We start from the raw sequence: 19373 nt of genomic DNA, 5'->3' as shown, positions 1-19373 counted from the left end.
ACACGCCCGGGGCCCGCCCGGGCGTTCGCGGCTGCCCGTCGGGGCAGTCTTTCGGGCCAAATCGCGGACACTCCGCCCGTCCGCCGATTGGCACACCACCGGATGGGCACGTTCTCCCGACATCCGGGCCGGGGGGCCGTTCGATCCAGGGCGGCGTTTCCCCCGCGACGGTCCGGACCCCCGACGACCGCAGCGCGAGGAGACCGGTTGTGAGAACCGACGCACCCGCCGCCGACACTCCCGGCGGCACCCTCCCGGCCCCCCGGTCCAAGAGCCCCGTGTGCTCCTACACCGAATGGGACCCCCTGGAAGAGGTGATCGTCGGCATCGTCGACGGCGCGAGCTTCCCGCCCTGGCACCCGGCCCTCCCCCCGGTGCTCCCGCCGGACCAGCACGAGACCTTCCGCCGCCACGCGGGCAGCCCCTTCCCGCCGGAGCGCGTCGCCGCCGCACAGCGCGAACTCGAAGGATTCGTCCGCATCCTGCGGAGCGAGGGCGTGACGGTGCGCCGCCCCGAGCCGCTGCCCCAGCGCGAGCCCTACAGCACCTGGGACTGGACCAGCACCGGCATGTACGCGGCGATGCCCCGGGACGCGCTGCTCGTCATCGGCGACGACATCATCGAGTGCCCGATGGCCTGGCGCTCACGCTACTTCGAGTCCCTCGCCTACCGGCCGCTGCTCAAGGAGTACTTCCGGGGCGGGGCCAAGTGGAGCGCCGGCCCCAAACCGGAACTGAAGGACGTCCAGTACGACCAGGAGTGGACCGACCCCGGCGAGGACGGGCCGCAGCGGCTCGTCGTCACCGAGTTCGAACCGACCTTCGACGCCGCCGACTTCACCCGCTGCGGGCGCGACATCATCGCCCAGAAGAGCAATGTCACCAATGAATTCGGCATCGAGTGGCTCCGCCGGCACCTCGGCGACGCCTACCGCGTCCATGTCTTCGAGTTCCGCGACGCGCACCCCATGCACATCGACGCGACCCTCGTCCCGATGGCCCCGGGGAAGCTGCTCATCCACCCCGACCGGGTGCCCGAGGTGCCCAGGCTCTTCGACGGCTGGGACGTCATGCCCGCCCCCCGGCCGGTGATCCCCGACACCCATCCGCTGTACATGACCAGCAAATGGATCAACATGAACATCCTGATGCTGGACGAGGAACGCGTGATCGTGGAGCGCCAGGACGAACCGATGATCACAGCCCTGAAGAAGTTCGGCTTCTCCCCGATCCCCTGCGACTTCCGCAACTTCAACAGCTTCGGCGGCTCGTTCCACTGCGCCACCCTGGACGTGCGCCGGCGCGGCACGCTGGAGGCGTACTTCTGATGCCGGGCACACCGAGAGCGCCTTTGTGGAGACACACCCCCAGGGACGCCCTCCTGCTGGCGTTCAGCGTGGCGCAGTTCGCCGTCACGATCCTGCTCGCCGCGGGCTGGGACACCGCCCACGCCGCCGGGAGGCCGGCCGCCTTCGTCCTGCTGACCGCGATGACGGCGTACAACATCATCGTCGTCTCCCATCTGTTCACCCATGCGCCCTGGTTCACCTCCCACCGGCTCAACGCCCTCGTATCAGTGCTCAATTCAGCCAATATCGGCCAGTCGGTGCAGGCCTACCACCTCACCCATGTCCGCAACCACCACCGGTTCAACAACGACGCCAAGGGACCCGACGGCACCACCCGCGACACCTCCTCCACCTACCGCGACGGCGTCGACGGCGAGCACACCCCCCTCCTCTCCTACGCGCTCGGCGGGGCACTGGACTCGCTCGCGGACCGGGCCCGGGAAACGCTGTACACGACCCGGCTCTGGCGGGTGGGGGAGCGGGAGACCGCGTTGCTCCCCCTGGTCTCCCGCAGGGAGCCGCGCCGTACGAGGGAGCTGCGCCAGGTCCGCGCGGACCGCGCCGCCCACTGTCTCTCGCTCGCCCTGTTCGCGGCGGTCTCCTGGCAGTGGACCCTCTTCTGCTACCTCCCCGCCTTCTTCACCGCGCTGACGGTGGTCAACGTCCAGAACTACTACCGGCACTACGGGGCCGACCCCGCCGACCGCGCCGCCGACTCCGTCAGCCACTACGGACGGCTGTACAACCTGCTCGCCTTCAACGACGGCTACCACCAGGAACACCACCTCAGCCCCGCGACCCACTGGTCGGGCCTGCCCGCCGTACGGGAACGCCACCGGGCGCTGCTGGAATCCCGGCCCCGGATCGTCAGCCCCGTACCCGCCGTGCTCGGCTTCCTGCACCGCCGCCGGCCACGCCTCCACCACCGGGGCACGAGCGCCGGAGGCACCCCGTGACGGGCGGGGCGCGGATCACCGGCAGGGCCCTGCCGCCCGGCGGCTTCCGGGTCCACCGCACCACCGGCGGCGAGCCCGACGTCCCCGCCGTGCTGAAGGTGCTCCGGGGCGAGCTGGCCGCCTGTCTGCTCAGCGGCTTCGTCCCCGCCGGGGACTGCCGCCGGATCGTGGCGAACTTCTGGGCCTCCACCGGCCGGAACCCCCGGTACGGGGAGGGCGAGGACGGCGTCGAGGGATATCTCGTCGGCGCGTCCCACATCGAGAAGACCACCGACGCCTATCTGACCGAGGCGGCCGACTCCGCCGAGGCCGTACGCGACCTCTACCGGGGAACCGCCGACCCGGTCTCCGCGTTCCGCGCGGCGCTCACCGGACCGGGCGGGGTACGGGGGGCCCGCGCCGCCCGGCACGGCGGCCGTGCGGCGGGCGACTCCAAGGCTGTCTGCTGGAACAGGACCGGCCCCTTCCAGCTGATGCCCCACGACGATCTCGCCCAGCTCGGCGACCCCTCGCAGCGCGGATTCGAGATCCAGCGGCTGCGCCGGGTGATGGCGGTCAACGTCTACCCCCAGGTGCCCGCCGGGACGGGGCAGATCAAACTGTGGAACGTCGAGCCCGACGACCGCTCCCGCGCCCGGCTCGGCCTCTCCCACAGCGGCTTCCCCTATCCGCCGGAGCTGCTGGAGGAGCATCCCGCCCTGATCGTCCCGGTCCGGACCGGTGACCTGTGCGTGATCAACGGAAACCTCGCCCACGCCGTACTGGGCGGCGACCCCGGCGGCGGCTCCACCGGCCCCGGCCGACGGCTGCTGCTGACCTGTTTCACCGCCCTGAACGACCGGGGCGAACTGATCTGGTGGACCTGACGCCCGGTCCCGCCGCTCAGGGCGGGACCGGGGCCGCCCGGGCCACCCGGGACTCCGCCACGGCGAGGCCCGCCACCGCCGACAGCAGCAGCGCGGTGCCCGCCACCGTCGCCGCCGTGAGCCGCTCGTCCAGCAGCGTCACCGCGAGCAGCGCCGCGCTCACCGGCTCGATCAGCATCACCACCGAGGCCGTCGCCGCCCGCACCGCCGCCACCCCGGCGAAATACAGGGGATAGGCGAGCGCGGTGGTGACGGCCGCGATGTACAGCATGAGCAGCAGCACCCGCCCCGGCTCGCCGGAGTGCGGCAGGATCCCCTCCGCCCAGGCGAGGGGCAGCAGCACCGCCGCGCCGATCCCGAACGACCACATCGTCAGGGTGTACGGGTCCTCACCGCCGCCGTGCCGCCCGGTCCACCGGGCCAGCAGGGTGGCCACCGCGTACCCGGCGGCGGACAGCAGCGCGAACCCCACCCCCAGGGGATCGACCGCCCCCTTCTGATTGCCCAGCACCAGCACCGCGAGACCGCCCAGCGCCCCGCAGACCGCCACCGCCCCGGCCCGCCCGATCCGCTCGGCCAGGAACAGCCGGCCGCCGACGGCCGTGAACACCGGCCCGGCCCCCAGCGTGACGATGGTGCCGACGGCGAGTCCGGTCTCCTTCACCGCCCCGAAGTACGCGGTCTGGAACACGGCCAGCCCGAGGCCGGTCCCCAGCAGCAGCGCAGACCTCCGCCGCCCGTGCCCCTTCCGCCGTACCCCGCCGGGCATCGCGCGGGCCGGGCGCAGCGCGACCGCGCCGAGCAGCAGCGCCAGACCGCCGACGTAGCGCCAGAAGGAGACGGCGACCGGACCCAGGTCGCTGGAGCGGTAGACGACATCGACGGCGGCCCCGGTGGTTCCCCAGGTCGCGCCCGCGACCGCCAGGAACAGCAGACCGCGCCGCACGGCGCGCTCCCCGCCGGAGGGGAGGGGGGAGATCTCTACGGTTTCGCGTGGCACAGTGCGTTCTCCCGACGGAGCGAGTGGTCATGGCCTCCCGTCCCCGGGCACGGCCGACCGGCGCATCACCCTACGCCCGGAGCCACCGCCGCACAGTGAACATCTCGGCCACCGTGTCCCCCTCCGGCCCCGCCCGAAATCGTTCGAGAGAAATTCTGAATTCCGTACAACTGTTGCCGCCCCCGGTGTGTCTTCCCTGTATCCGTCCCTGAAAGCCACGGCACCACCCCGGCCGGGCCGGCGCGAAACCGCGCCGGCCGCCCCGGCCCGCCACCCCCACGCGGCCCTGCCCGGACGGGCGACCAGACCATCGCGGGCCCGCGCCGCCGGGCCCCGTACGCAGCAGGAGACGCGCATGTCCATGCGGAAGAACCTCCGTCTCGTCATCGCGACGGCAGCCGCCGCCGCGATGACCGGCGGCCTGCTCCATGTGTCGACGGGAGCGGTGGCCGCCGCCCCCGCCAAACACGTCGACGACTACAACGGCGACGGCCACCGGGACTTCGCCACCGGCACGTGGGGCTCGTTCACCGTCACCTACGGGACCGCCAAGGGCCCCGGCACCAAGACCAAGAAGTTCACCCAGGACAGCCCCGGCATCCCCGGCAAGGCCGGCAACACCGACGGATACCGCGACGCCTTCGGCGCGACGCTCACCTCCGCCGACTTCAACAGCGACGGATACGCCGACCTCGCCGTGGGCGACCGCACCGAGCGAGTGGGCAACGCCTCCGAGCAGGGCGCGGTCACCATCGTGTGGGGCTCCAAGTCCGGCCTCGGCTCCGCCGCCGGCCGCATCCCCGTCCTCAAGGGCTACACCCCCGAGCGGCTCGGCACCTCCCTCGCCGCAGGCGACTTCACCGGCGACGGCAAGGCCGACCTGGCGGTCGCCGACAACATCACCACCTACATCTACCGGGGCGGGTTCTCCAAGTCCGGCGGCACCGGGAAGATCACCCGGCACTCGCCCTCGAACGGGCACGACTTCATCGAGCCGACCAAGCTCGTCGCCGGAAAGGTCAACAAGGACAAGGCCACCGATCTGTATGTGCTCGGCGACGGCTTCGTCAACGACCACACCCAGGCCGCCTGGTTCCTCCGCGGCGGCTCCACGATCACGCCCGGCGCCCTGACCACCTACAACCACGACTCCGACTTCTACGACGCCGACGGGGTCATCGCCGACTTCGACAAGGACGGCTACGGCGACCTCGCCGTCGGCGACCTCCGCCGCGACGGCGACGCGGGCTCCCTCGCCGTGCTGCGCGGCGGCGCGAACGGCCCCGTCTCCACGCGCCACCTCAGCCAGGCCACCGAGGGCGTCGCCACCGGCGTCACCCCGGGCGACCACTTCGGCCTGAAGGTCTCGGCGGGCGACACCAACCGCGACGGCTACCCGGACCTCGCCGTCAGCGTCCCCGGCGAGAAGGTCGGCGCCGCCGCCTCGGCCGGCGGCGTGCACATCCTGCGCGGCGGGAAGAAGGGCCTCACCGGCACCGGCTCCCAGTGGTTCACCCGCCAGACCTCGGGCGTGCCCGGCAGCGCCGCGAAGGACGCCCGATTCGGCCAGGACGTGCGTCTGCGCGACCTCGACCGCGACGGCGACGCCGATCTGCTGATCTCCGACAGCGGCAAGAAGAGCGTCCTGCTCTCCGGCGGCTCCGGCGGCATCACCACCCGTTCCGCCCGCGAGATCCCGCTGCGGGCCTCCTTCCCCCAGTGACCCCCGTACGGTGAACCTCCCGAGCGCCGTGGCCCGCCGAACACCGCGGACCACGGCGCTCAGTCGTGTCCGGAGGCCCTGAGGACCTCGTACGGACGAGGAATGACGAGGAATATTGCACTGGTGTTGCGGAAATGTGGCGATCCGCGCGCGGATCTTCCACGTTCGATTTTCTGGTCGTTACCTTGCCTGCGAACGGGATCCCGGAGCGTTCACGCCCGCCCCACCACCCCTCGTCCGAAGGAAGCGCCATGAGCCAGCCCATCGATTCGGTGGCCGCGGGTCACACCCCCGACGACACCCCCGCCACCCCCGGCCCGGGCTGGTCCTTCGAGACCAAGCAGGTCCACGCGGGAACCACCCCCGATCCGGCCACCGGAGCCCGGGCGGTGCCGATCTACCAGACCACGTCATTCGTCTTCCGCGACACCCAGCACGCCGCCGACCTCTTCTCCCTCGCGGAGCCCGGCAACATCTACACCCGTATCCACAACCCCACCCAGGACGCCTTCGAACAGCGGATCGCGGCGCTGGAGGGCGGGGTCGCGGCGGTCGCGCTCGCCTCCGGACAGGCGGCGGAGACCCTGGCGATCCTCACCCTGGCCCGGGCCGGTGACCACATCGTCTCCAGCACCTCCCTGTACGGCGGCACCTACAACCTCTTCCGGCACACCCTGCCGAAGTTCGGCATCGAGGTCTCCTTCGTCGACGACCCGGACGACCTGGACGCCTGGCGCGAGGCCGTCCGCCCCAACACCAAGGCGCTCTTCGCCGAGACCCTCGGCAACCCGCGCGGAAACGTCCTGGACGTCCGGGGGGTCGCCGACGTCGCGCACGAGGCCGGCCTGCCGCTGATCGTCGACAACACCGTGCCCACCCCGTATCTGCTCCGGCCGATCGAGCACGGCGCGGACATCGTCGTCCACTCGGCCACCAAGTTCCTCGGCGGACACGGCACCACCCTCGGCGGCGTCGTGGTCGACGGCGGCACCTTCGACTTCGGCGCGAACGCCGAACGGTTCCCCGACTTCCAGGCCCCCGACCCCAGCTACCACGGACTGCGCTACTGGCCCGCCCTCGGCCCCGGGGCCTTCGCCGTCAAACTCCGCGTACAGCTGCTCCGCGACCTCGGCCCCGCCATCGCCCCGCACTCCGCCTTCCTTCTCCTCCAGGGCGTCGAAACGCTCAGCCTGCGCATCCAGCGGCACTCCGCCAACGCCCAGGCCCTCGCCGAATGGCTGGAGCAGCGCGACGAGGTGGCGGCCGTCCACTACCCCGGGCTCCCCTCCAACCGCTGGCACGAGGCGGCCCGGCGCTATCTGCCGGAGGGCGCGGGCGCGGTCCTCGCCTTCGAGCTGCGCGACGGGGTGGAGGCGGGCAAGAAGTTCGTGGACGCCGTGGAACTCTTCAGCCATCTCGCCAACATCGGCGACGTCCGCAGCCTGATCATCCACCCGGCCTCCACCACCCACAGCCAGCTCGACCCCGAGCAGCTCGCCGCCACCGGCACCTCGCCCGGCCTGGTGCGGCTGTCGGTCGGCATCGAGAACATCGCCGACCTCAAGGCCGATCTGGAGACCGGCTTCCGCGCTGCCAAGGCCGCCTCCTGAACACCCCTGCCGAAGCCGCCGGGCGGTTCGCCCCCCTGCCCCCCGCCACCGGGGCCTGGCAGGAGGGAGACCCGCCCGGCCGGCGGCAGTGGGTCCGGCTCGCCGAGCCGCTGCCGCTGGAGAGCGGTGGCGAACTCCCCGGCGTACGGCTGGCGTACGAGACCTGGGGACGCCTCGCCCCCGACGGCTCCAACGCCGTGCTCGTCCTGCACGCGCTCACCGGCGACAGCCATGTCAGCGGCCCCGCGCAGCCGGGACACCCCACCCCCGGCTGGTGGGACGGGCTGATCGGGCCGGGCCGGGCCCTGGACACCGACCGCTGGTTCGTCGTCGCCCCCAATGTGCTGGGCGGCTGCCAGGGCAGCACCGGCCCCGCCGCCCGCCGCCCCGACGGCCGCCGCTGGGGCAGCGCCTTCCCCTTTCTCACCACCCGTGACCAGACCGCCGCCGAAGTCCTGCTGGCGGACCGGCTGGGCATCGACCGCTGGGCCATGGTGGTCGGCGGCTCCATGGGCGGGATGCGCGCCCTGGAGTGGGCGGTGACCCATCCGGAGCGCACCGAGGCACTGCTGCTGCTCGCCTGCCCGGCGGCCACCGGCGCGGAGCAGATCGCCTGGTCCAGCATCCAGCTCCACGCCATCCGCTCGGACCGCAACTGGCACGGCGGCGACTACCACGACGCGGGTCCCGGCCGGGGGCCGCATCTGGGCCTCGGCCTGGCCCGGCGGCTCGCCCATGTCACCTACCGGGGCCCGGCGGAGCTGGACGCGCGCTTCGAGCGTGCCGCGCAGGACGCCGAGGACCCCTGGCACGGTGGCCGCTACCAGGTCGAGTCCTATCTCGACCACCACGCCGCCAAGCTGGTACGGCGGTTCGACGCCGGCAGCTATGTGGTGCTGACCGAGGCGATGAACAGCCATGACATCGGGCGCGGGCGCGGCGGCACCGCGGCGGCGCTGCGCCGGGTCCGCGCCCGCACCCTGGTCGCGGGCGTCGAGTCGGACCGGCTCTACCCGCTGGCCGAGCAGCGCCTTCTCGCGGCGCGCATACCCGGGGCCGACCGGCTGCGGACGATCGAGTCCCCCAACGGCCACGACGGCTTCCTCATCGAGACCGAGCAGGTCGCCGCCCTCGTGCAAGAACTCGCCGGACCGTGACCACCGGGACGTGACCGCCGGGCGGACCATGATCGCCGGAACCGGCCGCACCCGGGTCTTCCCCCGCGAAACCGCGACAGTGACAATTTAGGCAAGGCTCACCTAATATGATCAGTGCTGACTTCGGGTCCCCCACTCCGACAAGTCCGGTCTTCCGTGTGCGCCCATGCCCTGGACGCTCGCCCCCCGCACCCCCGAGTGCCCCTCTCCCCGAAGGAGACATGCCGCGCATGTCCATGTCCCGCAGTACCCGTCTGGCCACCGTCGCGGCGCTGGCCGCCGTCTCCATCGGCTCCGGCGTCCTGGTCGTCCCCGCGACCGCCGCCCCCGTCGCGGCCGTGGCCGCCGACGCGCCGGCCGCGACCCCCAAGCCCGGCAGCACCCGCGCCGCCTCCCCGATCCTGGTCACCGGCGAGGCCGGCTGGGGCTTCAAGTCCAGCTGGTACCGGTACATCAGCGGGGCCGGGGGCACGGTCACCGTGGAAGGCGGAGCCACCAAGTCCGCCGACGGCGTCATCTCCTACCCCGTCGCCCACGGCGCGGTGGACCCGGCCGGCCGCGACGCCAATCTGCGCTTCGAGGGCTCCGTCACCTACGCACTGCCCGAGCACAACATCAACAAGCTCACCCTCTCCAAGCCGTGGCTGAAGCTGGTCGACGGCAAGGGCACGCTCTACGTGACCGTCGACAGCGACCTCGAAGGCACCGTCACCGAGCCCAAGGAGGTGCCCCTCGCCACCGTGACGGCCCCGGCCGGCGCGCTGAGCGGCTCCAAGCTCGACTGGAAGAAGATCACCACGGCGATCACCCCCGAGGGCGCGAAGGTCTTCGCCTTCGAGGGCCGCGAGATGTACCCGGCCGGCACGGCGCTGGACGGCCTCACCGTCTCCGGCAACACCACCGTCCCCACCCTCACCGTCAGCCAGGTCTCCGGCCTCGGCGCGGAGACCCAGGTCACGGTCACGGGCAGTGGCTACCACCCCGGCCGCGGCGTGTACGTCGCCCAGACCGTCAAGCTCCCCGGCGACGCCGTGCCCAGCACCTTCGGCAACGCCGCCTGGGTCCGCCAGGTCGCCGCCGACGGCACCTTCACCACCACCCTCAAGGTCACCGAGACCTTCGCCTCGGCCGGCAAGACGGTGGACTGCCGCACCACCGCCTGCTTCCTCGCCACCTTCAACTCGCACGGCGGGGACTGGATGCCCTCGCGCGCCCAGGACGTCGCCGTGCCGGTCCACTTCGGCGAGGTCAAGGTCACCGGCCAGCCGGCCTCCAGCTCGGTGCGCTCCGGCGCGACCGCCTCCTTCACCGCCGCCGCCGACGGCGACGACTCCGTCCGCTGGGAGCGCAGCACGGACAAGGGCACCACCTGGACCACCGTCCCCGGCGCCGAGTCGGCGAAGCTGTCCGTCAAGGCGACCCGCGCCCTGAACGACACCCGCTACCGCGCCGTGTTCACCAACACGCTCGGCTCGGCCACCACCTCGGCCGCCAAGCTCTCCGTCACCACCGTGCCGAGCCGGATCACCGGCCTCAACGCCGCGCCGGAGCCCGTCGCCAAGGGCGGCGCGCTCACGGTCACCGGCACCCTCCAGGCCGTCGGCGCGAGCGACAACACCTGGCGTCCGCTGCCCAAGAGCCCCCTCGTGGTCGAGTTCCGCGCCAAGGGCGCGAAGACCTGGGGCAAGGCCGGAAGCGCCACCTCCGACTCGAAGGGCGTTTTCTCCGCCAAGGTCACCGCGTCCAAGGACGGGGACTGGCGCGCCCGGTACGCCGGCACCGCCGAGCGCGGCTTCGCCAACAGCGGCTCCGACTATGTCGACGTCAAGCTGCGCACCGAGGTCAAGGACTTCAACGCCAAGCCCGAGCCGGTCCGCAAGGGCCGTCCGATCACCGTGGTGGGCACCCTGCGCACCCTGGACGGCAAGTGGTCCAACACCTCCGGCCAGAACGTGACGATCATGTTCAAGGCCGACGGCGCGAAGAGCTGGAGCAAGCAGGGCACCGCGCGCACCAACAGCAAGGGGGCCTTCTCCAAGGCCTTCACCGCGAAGAAGGACGGCAGCTGGAAGGCCGTGTTCGACGCCACCTCCACCCGTCTGGGCACGAGCAGCGGCAGCGACCGGGTCGACGTTCGCTGACCCGCCGATGAGAGGAGCCGGCCCCGCCCGATCGATTTCGGGCGGGGCCGGCTCTCTCTTCGCGTACGGGTGCTAGCCCTTCGGGTCGGTGAGATACGCGTCGATCACACGCATCGCCTCCTCCGTACCGCCCCGGCGGTAGAGCCAGTGGCCCACCACGTCCATCGTGAACAGGGTCGCCTTCGGGAAGGAGCGCGCCATGCGCTTCGCGCCCGGCAGGGGAGTCGCCAGGTCATGGGTGGCGTTGGCCACGAGCACGGGCGGAAGCCCGCCCTTCGCCCGCGCGGGCGCGGGCTTCGGCGGCATGGTCCAGCCCTGGCAGCCCAGGACGGTGTCCAGGGACTGGGCGTTGTGGCGGACACCCGGGGCCGCCTTGGCGACCCGCTCGCGGATGGCCCGGTAGTGGGCGTAGTCACGGATCCGGAAGTCGTAGTCCCGGCAGAGCACCAGCCTCGGCACGAGGTTGGCCTCGGGCGAGGTCCAGCGGACCTCGCCCTTCCCGGTGCGCAGGGCGGCCAGCTGCTCCGCCGCCGACTCCGGGTTCCACCGGCCGAGCGCGAAGGTGAGGAAGTCGGAGAGCCTGTCGGCGTCGACCTTCACCCGCGTCGGTCCGCTCGGGCCCGGCTCATGGAGCCGGCCGGCGTCGGCGCGGGCGAACAGCGATGCGGTGACGGCGCTCACGTCCTCGCCCTTCAGTGCGCAGGCCGCGTCCTTCTCGCACCAGGCCGCCAGCCGCTTCAGCGCGCTGTCGATGGTGAGGCTGCCCTCCTTCAGATAACGCTCGGCGTCCGGCCGGTCCGGGTCCATCGCGCTGTCCAGGGCCAGCGCGCGAAGCCGGTCCGGGAAGAGCCGCGCGTAACGCTCGCCCAGGAAAGTGCCGTACGAGTGGCCGACAAAGCTGATCTGCCGTTCACCGAGGGCGGCGCGGATCGCGTCCATGTCACGGGCCACGCTCTCGCCGTCGAGATGGGCGGCGAGCGGCCCCATCCGCTGCAGACAGCTCTCCGCCAGCCGGGCGTTCTGGGCCCGCATCCGTTCAAACTCGGCCGCGTCGCGCGGCCGGGCCGGGATCGAGCCGAGGATCGTCTCGTCGCACTCGGCGTTCCGGCTGCGGCCGATGCCTCGCGGGTCAAAGCCGATCATGTCGAAACGCCGGAGCATGGCCGGGTCGTAGCCGCTGTAGGGGTCGTCCGCGTACAGCGCGTCGTCGGACCCCGGCGCGCCGGGGCCGCCCGGATTCGACATCAGTACGCCGATCCGCCGCGCGGGGTCGGTGGCCCGGTGCCGGGCGACGAAGATACCGATCTTCGGGCCGTTCGGCTTCGACCAGTCCAGCGGCACCTCGACCGTCGCGCACCGCGCGTTGGGGCTGGGATCGGGGTACGGCGGCTCGGACTTGGGGCAGGTGCCCCAGCTGATCGGCCGGACCGGGACGGCGGCGGCACCGGACGGCTGCTGTGCGGCGGCCGTGCCGGGGACGGCGAGGGAGGCGGAGGCGGACAGCGCCAGGAGTACGGAGAGGGTCCGCCGTCTCGTCGTCGCGGTCACGCTCGCGCGCATGATCGTTTTCATGCGCGCCACTGTTCCGGCCCCATGTGGCGGAGTCTCTACGAGCACATGATGGCGACGTAACAGCCCCCGGGACAGGGGCCGGGACAGGGTCAGCGCTGTCGGTACGGCGGAGCCGACGGGGGCGGGCCCAGAGTGGTCGTGCCGGGGGCGGCCCGGTGGCCGAGCCCGGTGCGGTACGCGTCGAGGGCGGCCTCCGTACGGCCGCCCCGGCGCAGCAGATCCCCCAGCAGCCGGCAGAGATCGGCCAGATCGCCGCTGGCTCCGCTGCGTTCCAGCAGCGCCAGCGCCTGGACGTAGTGCTCCTCCGCCGCCTCGGGCTCGCCGCGCTCCTCGGCGATCAGCCCGAGCAGCCGGTGCGCGCCCCCCGCGTGCACCGCGCCGTGCCGGTCGTCCAGCTCCAGCAGCGCCGACACCAGGACGGCCGCCTCGTCGAACCGGCCGAGCCGGCGCAGCACATCGGCCAGCTCCACCTCCACCTGGGCCGTGTACAGCGCGGCGCGCTTGGCGGCCAGCATGTCCCGGGCGGTGCGCAGCTCCCGCTCCGCGCCGTCGAGTTCGCCGTTCTGCGCGTGGACATAGCCGCGCATCCAGTGGCAGTGCGCGAGATCGGTGCGCAGCCGCAGCTGCCGGTAGATCGACTGGGCCTTGGCCAGGGAGGCGTCGGCGTCGTCGATACGGCCTTCGGCGAGAAAGGTACGGGCCACCTGTCGGTGCATCCCCGCCACCAGCGCCGGATCGCTGACCTGCGGGGTCAGCGCCAGGGCGAGTTCGGCGGCATGGGCGGCGCGGGCGTGCGCCCCCATGTCGATGTACGGTCCGATCACCGCCGCGTACAGCAGCACCAGCGCCTCGGGGTCGGCCAGGCCGCTGGTGCCGAGTTCGTCGATGGTCGATTCGAGGAGATAGCAGGCGTAGCGCAGCTCCCCGGTGAGGAGATGGGCTATGGCGCGGCCCCGGATCGCGCGGGCCCGCCGGGGCAGCGGCTGCTCGGCCATCAGCTCTTCCGCCGCCTCGAAGTGCCGCCGGGCGTCGTCCAGTTCGCCGGTCTCCAGCGCGCAGTCCCCGAGACCCAGCAGCGCTTCGGCCCGCTCGGGGGCGAGGTCGAGATTCTCCGCGTCGGTGAGCAGCCGGCGGTAGCGCACCGCCGCGTCGTCGGCCGCGCCCTCGGCGAGCGCCCGCTGTGCGTCGGTGAGGCCGAGCCTCAGCTCGGTCGCGAGCCTGGCCGGGCGTCCGGTGACCAGCTCCTCGAACGAGGTGCCGAGGCGCTCCGCGAAGAAGCGCAGCGCCGTCTCGGAGGCTCTGACCTTGCCCGACTCCAGCGTCGAGACATACGCGGGGGTGTACGCGGGGCTGGCCAGCTGCCGCTGGGTCAGTCCCCGCTCCTTGCGGAGCCGTTGCACCCGGCGGCCTATGTCGGCCGGTTCGTCCATGGAAACCCCTTGGTCGCTCGAACTCCTCAGTATTCAGGGAGAGCGGGCCATTGCGCATGTTCTGCCCGCCCCCTAATTTAAGTCATCTGTTCATCAGAGTTACTCCATCACTTAATTCTTGTCCTGGAGGGGATCCATGCGCTCAGCGCTGCGCCGAGCCGTGGCCGCGGCCGGTATGGCCACTGCCGTCACCGCCGTACTGGCCCTCGCGCCCGGTGGCGCGGTCGCCAGTACGGGGCCGTCCGCCGGGCCGTCGTCCGAGGTCGAGGTCGAGATACCGGGCCCCGAGCACGGCACCGTGGTCGGCTCCGGTCATACGTCCGTGCCCGCGAGCGGACAGGACCGTCCCTCGCCCCGGCTCTCGGCGGCCCAGCGGGCCGACGACGGACAGGTCGTCGAGGTGCTGAACAACGGCGCGACCAAGGACCGGCTGGACATCGTCATCGTCGGCGACGGCTACACGGCGGCGGAACTGCCCCAGTTCCACGCCGAGGCCAAGGAGAAGTGGGCCGAGCTGACGGCGGTCGAGCCGTACACCACCTACCGGAACCTTTTCAACGTCTGGGCCGTCGACGCCGTCTCGCGGCAGTCCGGGGTCACCGGCGACCCGGGCGCGGACACCGTGAAGGACACCGCCCTCGGCTCCTACTTCTGGTGCGACGGCATCGAGCGGCTGCTCTGCATCGACCAGGAGAAGGTCGACCGCTATGTGGCGAAGGCACCGGAGGCCGACCTGGTGATCGTCCTCGCCAACAGCTCCAAGTACGGCGGCGCGGGCTACAACCAGCCCAGCCCCACCCTTGGATACGAAGGCATCTCCACCGCCTCGGCGGGCAATGTGAAGTCCGGCCAGGTCGCCATCCATGAGACCGGCCACTCGCTGGGCAAGCTCGCCGACGAGTACTTCTACCCCGGCTACCCCGGGTACGAGCAGTACACCGGCCCCGAGCCCGCCGACCGCAACATCTCCACGCTGACCGCCGGGGAAATCGGCGGACAGCGCGTCAAGTGGCACCGCTGGCTGGGCGAGACCTCGCCCGACGGCGGCCTCGTCGGCGCGTACGAAGGCGGCGGCTACTTCGTGAAGGGCCTGAACCGGCCCACCGACAGCTCCATGATGCGCGCCGTCGACAAGCCGTTCAACCTGCCCGGCGTCGAGGCGATGATCGCCGGCTTCTACCGCCACGCGAAGATCGTCACCCCGGTCACCCCCACCGATCGCACCCTGCGGCTGCGCCACACGGCCAAGGCCGATGTGACCCGGCTGACGAGCGCCGACGGACGCCGGCTGAAGGTCCGCTGGCACCTGGACGGCAAGGAGCTGAAGGCCTTCGAGGGGCGGAACCGGCTGCGGATCTCGGATCTGACCCTGCGTCTGCTCGATCTGCGCACGCACACCCTGTCGGTCACCGCCGAGGACCCCACGGCCTCGGTGCGCGACCCCGAGATCGCCGCGACGCTGAAGTCCACGGTCAGCTGGAAGGTCCGGCTCTGACACCCCCAGCCCGAGCGGCGACCGCGGTCCCGCGGTCGCCGCTCCCGGCGTGGCACCGGTGACGGTCGCGGATCCCTTCCGGGGGAGTATGTGATCAGGCCCGCCCGGGACGAGGGCGGCACCCAGGACAAGGACGCACGCATGACGCTGTCGCGACGTACCCTGCTGACCGGCCTCGGCCTGACCGCCGGCGGTGTGGGTCTCGGACTGACCCATTCCACCGCGAGCGCCACCACGGCCACCGCCCTCACCGCCGGCTGGACGCAGACGCCGTTCACCTTCCATGTGCAGAAGCCGTACGACCTCGCGGTCGCCGACCGCTACACGCACACCGCCAACGGCGAGCACCATCTGTGGGTCTACGACACCGACAAGCTCCACACGCCGAACACCAGCTCCACCGACCCCCGGACCGAGATGCGCTGGCAACAGGAGTACACCGCGGGCGAGCACATGTGGGACGGCGATGTCTATCTGCCCGCCGGCACCGACGGCGCGACCTTTGTCCAGATCCTGCGGTCCCAGCGGCCGGAGGGCACCCCGGCGACGGACTTCATGCTGAACGTCTACAACGAGGCGGGCGGCACGGTCAGGGCCTACAGCGGCAAGGTCATCAAGACCGGTATGTACGACAGGTGGTTCAATGTGAAGATCGCGCACAACGCGACCACCGGCACCGTCCAGGTCTGGTTCGACAACGCCCCTGTCGCTGTCCACAACGACACCGACCGGGGACCGGCCACCCGCCACTTCAAGAACGGCGTCTACCACCACGGCACGGGACGCGCCGAGTCCCGCTTCCGCAACCTCACCTACTGGACCCGCTGACCCGCTGACCCGCTGACCCGCTGACCCCGTCCGCTCAGCCGCCCGCCCGGCCGGATACCGCCCGCAGCAGGTCGTACCCCGCCTGAGTGAAACGACAGCTCAAGGTCGGTGAGATATTCGTCAGGGCCACGACCGCCACGGCCGGATCCTGACGGAAGCCGATGAACGTGGTGAAGCCGCGTGTGGCACCGAGGTGAAAGTACAGATCACCGCCGGGCAGCGCCCGCCTGGTCCAGGCCAGACACAGCTCAGGACCCCCCGGTGCACGGGGGCGCGGCCGAACCACCTCGTACAGAGCACCGCGCAGCGAGATCCCGGGACCCGAGGGGGAATCCGGCGCGATGTGACAGCGCAGATAACGCAGCAGATCACGGGCGCTGGAGCGCACCGCGCCCGCCCCCGGCAGCGCCGGGATCACAAAGGGCGGCCGGGGCCTGCCGTGCCAGTGACCGGTGGCCTGCGGCTCGCCCGGATCCGCCGAGGTGTCACCGAGCCCCAGCGGCCTCAGCACCCGCGCCTCCAGCAGCGGACCGTACCCGGTGGTCCCCCGGGAGGTGAGCAGATGCCCCAGCAGACCCATCCCGAAATTCGAGTAACGCACCCGCGCGCCCGGCCGGCCCCGCACCCGGGTGCGCGCCAGGGAATCCAGCAACCGGTGCGCCGGATAGGCCTGATAGGGATTGGTCGTCCAGTACGGCACGGCGGTGCGCAGCAGCCCCGGCGGCAGCCTCGGCAGACCGGAGGTGTGCGTCGCCAGATGCTCCAGCGTGATGCCCGCGCCCGCCGGGCCCCGGGGCAGCGCCCAGCGCGGAACCCGCGCGCTCAGAGGCTCCTCGAGACTCACTTCGCCGCGCGCCGCCATGTCGGCGAAGAGCAGCGCGGTGAACGTCTTGGTCACCGACCCCAGCTCGAAACGGGTCCGGTCGGTGACCGGCACCCCGCCCGTCCGATCGGTCGACCCCCGGCACAGGGTCGCCGTCTCGCCGTCCGCGTACACCGAGATCACGGTGGACGCCCGCCGGTCGGCCGCTTCCGCCATCGGTTCCAGAAGAGTGCCCAGCGGGCCCGCGAGGTCAGAGGACAACGGTGTCTCCGTGCCGGGAGAGCGCCAGGGTGCCCGCGATGGCCGCCACGATGGTCGTATGACGGTTGTCCAGATACGCCTGGTCGGGATCCTCGTCGATCGGGTTCCCGTCACGCGGCACCAGCCCGTCGGGATGCTGCGCCGCCGCGAGCCGCTCCCAGATCTCCGGATCGCACTGCGGCCGGGGCAGCGAGGCGTCGACGATGATCAGCTCGGCGAGCAGGTCCCACTCGTGGATCTCCGCCCAGATGTCCATCCACGCCGGGAGCCAGTGGGCGAGATACTCCCGCACCCGTACGGGCAGCCCCTCGGGATTCGCACCCCAGTCGGTGGCGTGGAAGACCGTGTGGGTCATGCAGTAGGCCGTCATCCAGTCGATCATCCACGGCTCCGGGGTGTGCCCCAGCCAGGTGGCGTCGATCAGCTTGGGCCAGTCCGTCTCCCGCTCCACCTCCGCGACCCGGGCGGCGTTCGCCACCGCCATACGGCGGTTGGGCATCATCTCCGAGCCCCGGTGCGTGGCGAGTCCGCCCAGATGCGCCACCAGCGTGTGCAGACGCTCATGGCGATAGCCGGCGCGCGCGAAGTGGGTGTACATCTCCAGCGGATCCGTCATCATCGGGAACCGCATCTGCCGCTCGTACAGCAGATCGCCGGAGCCGAGCTGGGTCCAGCCGAAGTCCAGCAGATCCCGGGCCGCCCGCTGCTCGCTCGCCGAGGCCATGCCCTCGCGCAGCACCAGGGAGGCGGCGAGCGCCAGTTCGCCCAGCGGTTTGTAGAAGCCGTCGGGGTCGGCGAGAGCGGCCTCCGACTCCGGCGGCATCGCCCCCCGGTCCGAGTGGGTGTGCAGCCAGTCGAGCGCTCGCGTCACCACCTGGTGGGCGATCCGTCTGCTGCTCGCCGGTGCCCCTGACGTCGATGTGCTCACGCGGAGCGCTCCTTCGGGTTCTGCCGGGCGGCGAGGATCCGGCCGGCGACGGTGGTGTCCAGAACGGTCCTCGCGCCGACGGCTCCGCACAGCTCCAGATGGCGCACCACGGTCCCGATGTCCATCCCCGGCAGGGCTGCCGTGCCCGTGCCCTCGGCCAGCGCGCCCCAGCGGGCCAGCCGTGCGGTGGTCGGATAGTCGCGGCGCAGCATCGAGCGGGTGAGCCCCCGGTACAGATCGAGCACCCGGCGGGAGGCCTGCTCGGCGGCCTCGCCCCGCACTCCGGGCAGTGCCAGCGGCGACAGCCGGGCCATTCCCTGGGCCCAGGCGCGCCAGTGCCGCTCCTCGGGCGCGGGCTCCGAGGCGTCGGAAGCGCCGTCGGAAGCGCGCTCCGCCGCCGAGTCCACCGCCGAGTCCACCGCGACGACCGTGCCGATCGCGCCGTTCTCGGGCTGGGCGAGCAGCGCGAGCGTCGCGCGGTCCAGCCGCGCGATCTCGGGAGGGTCGCCGGGGGCGGACGGAAAGACGCGCAGCGCCTCGGCCACCACCTCCCGGTCGGTCGGCGAGGAGGGTACGGAGGCCAACAGCGCGGGTGCGAAGACATCAGGTCCCAGCACCCGCACCGCGGCCAATGCCGCCTTGGCGTCCAGCGCGTTCCGCAGATGAGCCGCGAGGTCCGGGGACTCTTCCCCGCCGCTCACCGCCAGCAGAACGCGCCCGGCCAGACTCTCCACCGCCGCCCCGTATTCAGCCGACGGTGCGGAGTCCGTGTGCGACATCGGTTTCTCGCCTTCTTCAGAAGTGATCAGTGCTGACGGAGATCAGGCGGAAAGCCTTACTTCCGCGGCTGCTTCGGGGAGAGGAGCAGAGCGGCGAGCAGGATGAGCGCCGCCTCCGGCGCGTAGACGGGGGCGCCGCTGACGGTGGCCTCCGGCTCGGTCATCAGCGCGTGCACGGCGGTGCGCTCGTCGACGTCCGCGAGCACGGTGCGGGTGGTGGTGATGGACATGGTTTCCTCCAGGGGACTGCCGCCCGGCTCCGCGGGCGGTTCACCAGGTTGTGCGGCGGATGCCGACAACAGGGGACAGACCGACACGTATGACGCGCCGTCGTTACATGGTCACCCCGCGAGGTCACGCTCCGCGAGAGGAAGTCCCCCATTTTCACCTGATGTAGTGAAGACGGATGATGTGCCCCAAGCACGCCAAAGCCGTTCTACCTGGTCTTATAGGGG

The 19373-nt window shown here is 71.9% G+C and carries 16 protein-coding genes; 9 read left to right on the top strand and 7 right to left on the bottom strand.

Annotated elements, in window-relative coordinates:
- Positions 1-209 precede the first annotated feature (209 nt).
- The 3 genes from ABD371_RS21675 to ABD371_RS21665 are packed head-to-tail and all read left to right on the top strand — an operon-like array spanning position 210 to position 3171.
- The gene (locus tag ABD371_RS21675) at positions 210-1328 is read left to right on the top strand and encodes an amidinotransferase (RefSeq protein WP_268247189.1); all 1119 of its coding nucleotides are present in this window, start codon (positions 210-212) and stop codon (positions 1326-1328) included.
- Complete coding sequence (locus ABD371_RS21670; protein WP_344479315.1) at positions 1328-2305, top strand: fatty acid desaturase family protein; 978 nt, start codon at positions 1328-1330, stop codon at positions 2303-2305. The genes ABD371_RS21675 and ABD371_RS21670 overlap by 1 nt, the downstream gene beginning before the upstream one ends.
- Positions 2302-3171 carry a hypothetical protein gene (locus tag ABD371_RS21665; RefSeq protein ID WP_344479313.1) on the top strand — a complete coding sequence of 290 codons (870 nt, stop codon included), beginning with the start codon at positions 2302-2304 and terminating at the stop codon, positions 3169-3171. Before ABD371_RS21670 ends, ABD371_RS21665 begins: the two co-directional genes overlap by 4 nt.
- Positions 3172-3187: 16 nt before the next feature.
- Here ABD371_RS21665 and ABD371_RS21660 read toward each other — a convergent pair whose 3' ends face one another.
- Positions 3188-4171, bottom strand: coding sequence for a DMT family transporter (locus tag ABD371_RS21660; RefSeq protein ID WP_344479312.1), 984 nt, complete (start codon positions 4169-4171; stop codon positions 3188-3190).
- Between the two features lie 355 nt (positions 4172-4526).
- On the opposite strand from ABD371_RS21660, the gene ABD371_RS21655 reads away from it, so the two are divergent.
- The 4 genes from ABD371_RS21655 (at position 4527) to ABD371_RS21640 (ending at position 10802) form a co-directional block, all read left to right on the top strand.
- Positions 4527-5894, top strand: coding sequence for an FG-GAP and VCBS repeat-containing protein (locus tag ABD371_RS21655; RefSeq protein ID WP_344479311.1), 1368 nt, complete (start codon positions 4527-4529; stop codon positions 5892-5894).
- A 251-nt stretch (positions 5895-6145) separates the two neighbouring features.
- Complete coding sequence (locus tag ABD371_RS21650) at positions 6146-7504, top strand: bifunctional o-acetylhomoserine/o-acetylserine sulfhydrylase (RefSeq protein WP_344479310.1); 1359 nt, start codon at positions 6146-6148, stop codon at positions 7502-7504.
- Positions 7501-8661: a homoserine O-acetyltransferase MetX gene (metX, locus tag ABD371_RS21645; protein WP_344479636.1), complete on the top strand. Its 1161-nt coding sequence runs from the start codon at positions 7501-7503 to the stop codon at positions 8659-8661. Before ABD371_RS21650 ends, metX begins: the two co-directional genes overlap by 4 nt.
- A gap of 230 nt (positions 8662-8891) precedes the next feature.
- Positions 8892-10802, top strand: a complete 1911-nt coding sequence (locus tag ABD371_RS21640) for an HtaA domain-containing protein (RefSeq protein ID WP_344479309.1) — start codon at positions 8892-8894, stop codon at positions 10800-10802.
- 72 nt (positions 10803-10874) lie between these two features.
- Here the strand turns inward: ABD371_RS21640 and ABD371_RS21635 are convergent, their stop codons facing one another.
- Positions 10875-12374 carry an alpha/beta fold hydrolase gene (locus tag ABD371_RS21635; protein ID WP_344479306.1) on the bottom strand — a complete coding sequence of 500 codons (1500 nt, stop codon included), beginning with the start codon at positions 12372-12374 and terminating at the stop codon, positions 10875-10877.
- A gap of 89 nt (positions 12375-12463) precedes the next feature.
- Entirely contained in the window at positions 12464-13804 is a 1341-nt protein-coding gene (locus tag ABD371_RS21630; protein ID WP_344479305.1) for a tetratricopeptide repeat protein, read from the bottom strand.
- Positions 13805-13940: 136 nt separating this feature from the next.
- Between ABD371_RS21630 and ABD371_RS21625 the strand changes: the two genes are divergently transcribed.
- Both ABD371_RS21625 and ABD371_RS21620 read left to right on the top strand, forming a co-directional pair.
- Positions 13941-15299, top strand: coding sequence for a M64 family metallopeptidase (locus ABD371_RS21625; RefSeq protein ID WP_344479303.1), 1359 nt, complete (start codon positions 13941-13943; stop codon positions 15297-15299).
- Positions 15300-15440: 141 nt separating this feature from the next.
- Positions 15441-16127 (top strand): cinnamyl alcohol dehydrogenase, encoded by a 687-nt coding sequence (locus tag ABD371_RS21620; RefSeq protein ID WP_344479302.1) that lies wholly within the window; start codon positions 15441-15443, stop codon positions 16125-16127.
- Between the two features lie 34 nt (positions 16128-16161).
- Here the strand turns inward: ABD371_RS21620 and ABD371_RS21615 are convergent, their stop codons facing one another.
- From ABD371_RS21615 to ABD371_RS21600, 4 genes are read right to left on the bottom strand one after another with little or no spacing between them, the layout of a single operon-like run.
- The gene (locus ABD371_RS21615) at positions 16162-17211 is read right to left on the bottom strand and encodes a serine hydrolase domain-containing protein (RefSeq protein WP_344479300.1); all 1050 of its coding nucleotides are present in this window, start codon (positions 17209-17211) and stop codon (positions 16162-16164) included.
- Positions 17201-18139: a DUF6895 family protein gene (locus ABD371_RS21610; RefSeq protein ID WP_344479299.1), complete on the bottom strand. Its 939-nt coding sequence runs from the start codon at positions 18137-18139 to the stop codon at positions 17201-17203. The genes ABD371_RS21615 and ABD371_RS21610 overlap by 11 nt, the downstream gene beginning before the upstream one ends.
- Positions 18136-18918 carry a hypothetical protein gene (locus ABD371_RS21605; protein ID WP_344479297.1) on the bottom strand — a complete coding sequence of 261 codons (783 nt, stop codon included), beginning with the start codon at positions 18916-18918 and terminating at the stop codon, positions 18136-18138. The genes ABD371_RS21610 and ABD371_RS21605 overlap by 4 nt, the downstream gene beginning before the upstream one ends.
- 56 nt (positions 18919-18974) lie before the next feature.
- Positions 18975-19148: a hypothetical protein gene (locus tag ABD371_RS21600; protein WP_190122903.1), complete on the bottom strand. Its 174-nt coding sequence runs from the start codon at positions 19146-19148 to the stop codon at positions 18975-18977.
- Positions 19149-19373 lie beyond the last annotated feature (225 nt).

The organism is Streptomyces amakusaensis, from assembly GCF_039532665.1.
Classification (GTDB): domain Bacteria; phylum Actinomycetota; class Actinomycetes; order Streptomycetales; family Streptomycetaceae; genus Streptomyces; species Streptomyces amakusaensis.
The sequence above is the reverse complement of the archived record's forward strand: the minus strand, read 5'-3'. Positions and strand labels throughout refer to the sequence as shown.